The sequence below is a fragment of the Lacisediminimonas sp. genome (assembly GCF_030645335.1).
GTDB lineage: Bacteria > Pseudomonadota > Gammaproteobacteria > Burkholderiales > Burkholderiaceae_D > Lacisediminimonas.
Genome location: NZ_JAUSNH010000037.1, coordinates 1 through 6,637, shown reverse-complemented (window position 1 = coordinate 6,637; position 6,637 = coordinate 1). Strand labels below are relative to the sequence as shown.

At 64.5% G+C, this 6,637-nt stretch carries 7 protein-coding genes and 1 pseudogene; 7 read left to right on the top strand and 1 reads right to left on the bottom strand.

Annotation, left to right across the window (positions count from 1 at the left end; all coding sequences use genetic code 11):
• Positions 1-773 (top strand): annotated as a pseudogene (locus Q7T64_RS02640) (hypothetical protein); the annotation flags it as partial.
• Between the two features lie 47 nt (positions 774-820).
• On the opposite strand, the gene Q7T64_RS02635 reads toward Q7T64_RS02640, so the two are convergent.
• A complete protein-coding gene (locus Q7T64_RS02635) occupies positions 821-1,585 on the bottom strand; it encodes an IclR family transcriptional regulator C-terminal domain-containing protein (protein WP_304790717.1) in 765 nt (254 codons plus the stop codon).
• A gap of 170 nt (positions 1,586-1,755) precedes the next feature.
• On the opposite strand from Q7T64_RS02635, the gene Q7T64_RS02630 reads away from it, so the two are divergent.
• From Q7T64_RS02630 to Q7T64_RS02605, 6 genes are all read left to right on the top strand, one after another.
• Positions 1,756-2,226: a MaoC family dehydratase gene (locus tag Q7T64_RS02630; protein WP_304790715.1), complete on the top strand. Its 471-nt coding sequence runs from the start codon at positions 1,756-1,758 to the stop codon at positions 2,224-2,226.
• Positions 2,227-2,233: 7 nt separating this feature from the next.
• Positions 2,234-2,674 (top strand): MaoC family dehydratase, encoded by a 441-nt coding sequence (locus Q7T64_RS02625; protein ID WP_304790712.1) that lies wholly within the window; start codon positions 2,234-2,236, stop codon positions 2,672-2,674.
• A 165-nt stretch (positions 2,675-2,839) separates the two neighbouring features.
• On the top strand, positions 2,840-3,808 hold the full coding sequence (locus tag Q7T64_RS02620) for a tripartite tricarboxylate transporter substrate binding protein (RefSeq protein WP_304790709.1): 969 nt from the start codon (positions 2,840-2,842) through the stop codon (positions 3,806-3,808).
• Positions 3,809-3,980: 172 nt separating this feature from the next.
• A complete protein-coding gene (locus Q7T64_RS02615) occupies positions 3,981-5,246 on the top strand; it encodes an FAD-dependent monooxygenase (protein WP_304790706.1) in 1,266 nt (421 codons plus the stop codon).
• A 61-nt stretch (positions 5,247-5,307) separates the two neighbouring features.
• Entirely contained in the window at positions 5,308-6,318 is a 1,011-nt protein-coding gene (locus Q7T64_RS02610; RefSeq protein WP_304790703.1) for a tripartite tricarboxylate transporter substrate binding protein, read from the top strand.
• A 124-nt stretch (positions 6,319-6,442) separates the two neighbouring features.
• On the top strand, positions 6,443-6,637 hold a 195-nt coding region (locus Q7T64_RS02605), incomplete at its 3' end, for a CoA transferase (RefSeq protein WP_304790699.1).

Here is a 6,637-nt window from a genome sequence, read left to right as displayed (position 1 = left end):
ACGGCACCGGCAAACCAGGTGGCGGAACGAACGGTTCCGGCTCGCCAGGCGGCGGTACCAACGACACCGGCAAACCAGGTGGCGGAACGAACGGCTCCGGTTCACCGGGCGGCGGTACCAACGACACCGGCAAACCAGGTGGCGGAACGAACGGTTCCGGTTCACCGGGCGGCGGCACCAACGACACCGGCCGACCAGGCGGGGGAACGAACGGTTCCGGCTCGCCAGGCGGCGGTACCAACGACACCGGCAAACCAGGTGGCGGAACGAACGGTTCCGGTTCGCCGGGCGGTGGCACCAACGGCAGCGGCCAACCAGGTGGGGGCACCAGCACCAGCGTGAATGGAACAAGCAGCACGACCACCATCACGACGACGACCACGACGACCGTTACCGATCCAAAAGGCACCGGGCCCGTATCGGGTACCGGCGCCGTCGGAACGGGACCGGCAAGGCCGGGCACCGGCACCAGCCTCGGGGCAGGACCAACGCCGACCACCCAGGATCGTGCCAGGGTGGACGAAGGCGCCAAACCAGCCGGATCCAGCCAGCCCGCGGCCAGCGGCCAGGCTGCCACGGTCGGCGGCTTTGGATCAGGCAGTGGGGCAGGCCCGGGCGCACCGCTGGGCGGCTTCGGCAGCCCAGGCTTTGGCGCGCCGGGTGGTGCGGGAATGGGTCCGCCGGTGGCGCCCATGTCACCCGGGCCGGGCGGCTTCGGCGGTCCGATGGGGCCAGGCGGCGGCGGTCCGATGGGACCGGGCGTGAAGTTCTGAAACAGAGGGCCTGGCAGCACGCCAGGCCCCTGACCTGTCCCGATCCTTTACTTGCGCGCGCTGCGAATCCGGGCAGCGGCCTGGCGCAAGGGCACCAGGAATTCATCCCGCGCCGTTTCTTCGGTCCAGGGGCCGGCTGGCAAGCTCACGTTGATTGCCGCGGTGACCCCGGTTTCCGCATCGCGGATCGGCACCGCGATGCCGCAGATCGACTCATCGAGCTCACGGTCGACCCAGGCATAGCCCTGCTCGCCGGCACGGCGGATATGCTCGGCCAGCTTCTGGCGATCGGTGATGGTCCAGTTGGTCAGCCGGGTCAGTTGCGTACGGTCGAGATACGCATCTAGCTGTGCGTCATCCAGCCCCGACAACAGCACCCGCCCCATCGACACCGCATGCGCCGGAAAACGGCTGCCCAGCACCGGGCTCATCGCCAGGATCTTGCGGCTATGGGCGCGAGCGACGTAGACGATGTCTTCCTCGTCGAGCACCGACAGCGCGCAAGACTGCCCCACGCTCATCGACAATTCTTCCAGCACCAACTGCGCATTGCGCCAGAACGGCAATGCGTACAGGTAGGACATGCCCAGGCGCAGCACTTTAGGCGTGAGCCAATACAGCTTGCCATCGCCATGTACAAAACCGAGTTCGGCCAGCGTCAGCAGGAAGCGCCGTACTGCCGTGCGCGGCAAATCGCAGGTCTGGGCAATGCTGGCAATGGTCTGCCGACGCTCGCCGCGCCCCATCGCTTCAATGACCTTCAGGCCGCGCGCAAACGAGCGCACGAATGCATCACTCTCCGGTGTTGCCATTGGTTTTTCCTTTCGCAACGTGTGTACGGGCATGGAACTCGGCAACCGACCCAGGCTGCCAATGCGCCGCATCTTGACAACGCGGCTAAAAAGGTGAAAATGAACGTCAGGCGGTTACCAACGTCCGCACAGCGGACATTCTATAACAAATCCCGAGTATGGGGGACAGCATGCAGCAAGAGTTCGAAACTGATTTCTGGAAGGATGAAGCGCGGCGCAAGGTATGGGACGACATCGTCCCCGGCGCACCCCGCAAGACCCTGCCTTACACACTGACACTGGAAGCGATCCAGAAATATTGCCGCGTGGTGGGTGACACCCACCCGTATTACTTCGATGAGGAAGTGGCCCGCAAGTCGCACTACAAGGGACTGATCGCACCGCCCTCCATCCATATCCTGCTGATGTTTTCCTGCACGCCGGCCGACGACTGGATGCGCAGCCCCGGCACCGTCAATGCCGGCCAGTCATGGAGCTACAACATCCCGGCTCGTCCGGGCGACGTGATCCGGCTGGAAGCGCGCGCGCTCGACAAGTTCATCCGTCGCGAGCGCCTGTTCGTGGTCCACGACAACGTATTTTTCAATCAGCACGACCAGGTGATTTGCTCGGGTCGCGGCTGGACCATTCGCCCGGCATGAGGCCAACATGACAACCACTTTCGACACCCTGCAAGCCGGCCTGACCATAGAAGGCACGCCGTTTTCTCCAACCCGCGAATCGATCCGCGAATTCTGCGAAGCCTCGCTCGACTTCAATCCCTTGCACCTGGATGACGAGTACATGAAGGGCAGCTTTGGCAAGACCAATTTCGGTGGCATCATCATGCACGGCATGAACAATTTCGGCGTGATCAGCAAGATGCTGACGGACTGGCTGTATCCGCTGGGCGGCGAACACCGGCGGCTGGAAACGCGCTGGAAAATGCCGGTCAAGCCGGGCGACACCATCACGCCGCACGGCATCGTGACCGGCACGCAGCGCACCGAGAAAAGCCGCTGGGCAACGCTCGACGTGACGGTGCTCAACCAGCGCGGCGAGACCGTCGCCACGGGTGAAGCCATGGTTGAATTTCCGCACCGGGACTGACCAGGACTGACCGGGGCCACGGCCGGATGCCGTCCGTGCAGGCTCGCAAGACGGTCGAACAGACGCAAAAGCAAACCACAAAGCCAGCCGACCCGGCACCCTCGGGTCAGGCTGGCAACGCTGGCCGCGCAAGCACCAGCGCCTGACAAACCGAGGAGACAGACCATGAAAAAAATCATCCGCCTGATGGCAGTTTCGCTGCTTGCCATCGCCACTTGCGGCAGTGCGCTGGCACAGCGCTTTCCGTCGCAGCCAGTCAAGATCATCGTACCCTTCCCGCCTGGCGGCACTACCGACATCCTGGCCCGTGAATTGTCCAATGAACTGTCCCAGAAATGGGGCGTGACCGTCCTGGTCGACAATCGCGGCGGCGCCAGCGGCACGATCGGTTCCGAACAACTGGTGCGTTCCGCACCGGACGGCTACACGCTGATGGTGACCGCCACCCATCACGTGATCAACCCCAGCCTGTACAAGTCGATGAAGTACGACACCCGGCGCGACTTCACGCCGATTGCGCTGGTCGCTGCCGTGCCCAACGTGCTGGTGGTGCATCCTTCGCTGGGCGTGAATTCCGTGCAGGAATTGATCAAGCGCGCCAAGGAACAGCCCGGTAAGATCAATTTTGGCTCGGCCGGGCCGGGCGGCGCCAATCACCTGGCTGGCGAACTGTTCAAGCACACCGCTGGCATCGACATCGTGCACGTTCCGTACAAGGGCGCGGCGCCGGCGCTGAACGACTTGCTCGGCGGGCAGATCCCGATGATGTTCGACTCGCTGCCCGGCGTGATCCAGCACATCCAGAGCGGACGCCTGAAAGCACTGGCCGTGACCACCACCCTGCGCGCCCGTGCCGCACCGGAAATCCCGACCATGCAGGAAGCCGGCGTCAAGGACTTTGAAGCGACAGCCTGGTTTGGCATGTACGCCCCCGCCAAAATGCCGGCCGAGCTGACCCGCAAACTGTCCACCGACGTGCTGGAAGCACTGAAGTCGCCCCGCGTGGCGGCACAGTTGCAGAAACAGGGCGCCGAACCCGGTACGCTCAGCCAGCCTGATTTCGCCAGGTTCGTCGATTCCGAGCTGACCCGCTGGAACAAGGTGATCACCACGGCCAACATCACGCTCAACTAAGTCGCGCAAATGGCCAGTGGCCGCCAGCTGGCGGCCACTGGCTGCGGCGGCAGCTGGGCGCAATTCCCGCAGCAGGCGGGCGATGCCAGTTGTGGAACGGCAGCCGGCAGCGATGCCGGCAATGCCGCAGGCAATGTCGCCTGGCAAGGCGACCTCAATACAGGATCAAGCAATGGACATTGCGATTGCCGGTGCAGGCATCGGCGGATTGACAGCAGCATTGAGCCTGCATGCAAACGGTTTGCGGCAGGTGACGGTATTTGAAGCGGCACGCGAGATACGCCAGGTCGGCGTCGGCCTTAACCTGCCGCCGCATGCGGTGCGCGAACTGGTTGAACTGGGACTGGGCGAACAGCTTGAACAAGCCGGCGTGCGCACCGCGGAGCTGGCGTATTACGACCCTGCCGGCAAACTGATCTGGGCCGAGCCGCGCGGCATCGACGCCGGCTATCGCTGGCCGCAATATTCGATCCATCGCGGCAAGCTGCAAGACATGCTGGCGCAAGCGGTGCGCGAGCGGCTCGGGCAAAACGCGATTCGCACCGGCACGCGCCTGGCCACTGCCACCAACATCGCCGCCAGCAATCGCGTCCTGTTGACCGGCGAAGACTTGCAGGCCAATGCCGGCATGCGCTTCGAAGCCGACCTGGTGATTGTCGCCGACGGCATACGTTCGGCGCTGCGCGACCACCTGGCAGGCCAGGTCACGCCGCTGGCGACCAATGGCTGGGTCATGTATCGCGGCAGCACCCGCGCCGCGCCCTTCCTCAGTGGCCATTCAATGGTGATCGTCGGCGACGAACACCAGCGCATCGTGGTCTATCCGATCGGCGACGGCATGCAGAACTGGCTGCTGGTACGGCCGCGCGACGCCAGCACGCAGGTCACCGAACTGGGCAACTGGAACCTGGAAGTGTCGCCCCGCAAACTGGCCGAGGGCCTGGGCGACTGGCGCTTTGCCTGGCTCGATATCCAGCAACTGGTTGCAGACGCGCCGATCGCCTGGGAATACCCGATGGCCGACATTGATCCGCTGCCACGCTGGATCTACGGCCATTGCGCGCTGCTTGGCGACGCCGCCCATGCGATGTATCCGTTCGGCTCCAACGGTGCGTCGCAAGCGATCATCGACGCCCGCGTGCTGGCGCATGCGCTGGCGACCGAGAGCGGCATCGACGCCGCCCTGCAATCGTATGACCGGCAACGCCGGCTGGCCACGGCCCAGGTGCAGACCGCCAACCGGCACCAGGCCGGCGACGTGATGGCCAAGGTCAGCAGCCTGGCGCGCCGCGCCGCCCACGCCGACGCCGCCACTGAATTGCTGGAGGTCGAGCGCCGCTACAAGCAGCTGGCCGGCTTTGACGTCGACACGCTGAACCAGCGTGCATCCTGGAGCGTGCCGCCAGGCGCAGCGCCAGCTTCGTCAGCACCAGATTGACCGCATGAACCAAAGCAAGCAAAAAAATCAAAGCAACCACAACCGCCCCAGGAGACACCCGATGGCAATACTGAAGATGATGATTTCGATGGTCCCGAAACCGGGAATCAAGGCCGTGCTGGCCACGCTGTGCTGGCTGGTCGCCGCACTGACGCCATTGAGCGCCAGCGCCCAGGCTTACCCGACCCGCCCGATCCGGCTGCTGGTCGGCTTCGGCGCCGGCGGCCCGACCGACATCACGTTCCGCAAGCTGGCCGATCTGGCCGGCAAGCAACTCGGCCAGCCGATCATCGTTGAAAACAAGCCAGGCGCCGGCGCAACCCTTGCGCCCTCCTCGATGGCCAAGAACGACAAGCCGGACGGTTATACGATTGCCGCCGCCACCGCCGGCGTACTGCGCTATCCGCACATGCAAAAAGTCGACTGGGACCCGCTGCGTGACTTCACCTGGATTGCCGGCCTCGGCGGTTACAGCTTCGTGATGACCGTGCGGGCCGACTCGCCGTACCAGAAGGCCACTGACTTGCTGGCATGGGCCCGGGCCAACCCCGGCAAGCTGAGCATCGGCACCGCCGGCGCCGGCACCACCATGCACCTGTTGTCGGAAGCGCTCGGCAGCATGGCCGGTGTCGAGGTCAACCACATCGGCTACAAGAGCAGCAGCGAAGCCGCTACCGCCCTGCTCGGCGGACACGTGGTCGCCACCGTCGATGCCGCCGGCAGCGTCGCCCCGCATGTCGCCGCCGGCAAGCTGCGCGTGGTACTGACTTTCGACGAACAACCGGCGCAATGGCTGCCGGGCGTTCCGACGGCGCGCATGCTGGGTCATGACCTGGCTTATCCTGCGCCATACGGATTGGTCGGACCAAAAGGCATGTCGCCGGAAATCGTCAAGAAGTTGCAGGACGCGTTCAAGACCGCAAGCGACGACCCGGAATACCGCAAGCTGCTGGACAACCTGCGCCAGACGCCGTGGTACCGCTCGTCAGCGGACTACGAGCAATGGGCCAAGGCGTTTTACGTTTCCGAACGCTCGCTGGTGGAACGCGCAAAATTGCTGCGCAAGGATTGAGAAAAGCAGCCAGAATCGCAGCCACAGCGCCAGCCCGGCGCCGTGGCTGCAATCAATGAAAAGCTGCCAATGACGCAGATGACTCCAATGAATCCGAAGAATCCGACGATCCCGATGGCTGGCAATGACTGAAAAAACACTCTCCCATATCCGCGTACTCGACCTGTCGCGCATCCTCGCCGGCCCATGGTGCACGCAAAACCTGGCCGACATGGGCGCTGAAGTGATCAAGGTGGAACGACCCGGCGTCGGCGACGACACCCGAGCCTGGGGCCCGCCGTGGGTGGCCGGCCCGGACGGCGCCAACTCGCGCGACTCG

Bases quoted from the DNA above. Each gene is read 5' to 3' on its own strand.
- Q7T64_RS02635 (WP_304790717.1), bottom strand. From the start codon at position 1,585: ATGGCAACACCGGAGAGTGATGCATTCGTGCGCTCGTTTGCGCGCGGC.
- Q7T64_RS02630 (WP_304790715.1), top strand. From the start codon at position 1,756: ATGCAGCAAGAGTTCGAAACTGATTTCTGGAAGGATGAAGCGCGGCGC.
- Q7T64_RS02625 (WP_304790712.1), top strand. From the start codon at position 2,234: ATGACAACCACTTTCGACACCCTGCAAGCCGGCCTGACCATAGAAGGC.
- Q7T64_RS02620 (WP_304790709.1), top strand. From the start codon at position 2,840: ATGAAAAAAATCATCCGCCTGATGGCAGTTTCGCTGCTTGCCATCGCC.
- Q7T64_RS02615 (WP_304790706.1), top strand. From the start codon at position 3,981: ATGGACATTGCGATTGCCGGTGCAGGCATCGGCGGATTGACAGCAGCA.
- Q7T64_RS02610 (WP_304790703.1), top strand. From the start codon at position 5,308: ATGGCAATACTGAAGATGATGATTTCGATGGTCCCGAAACCGGGAATC.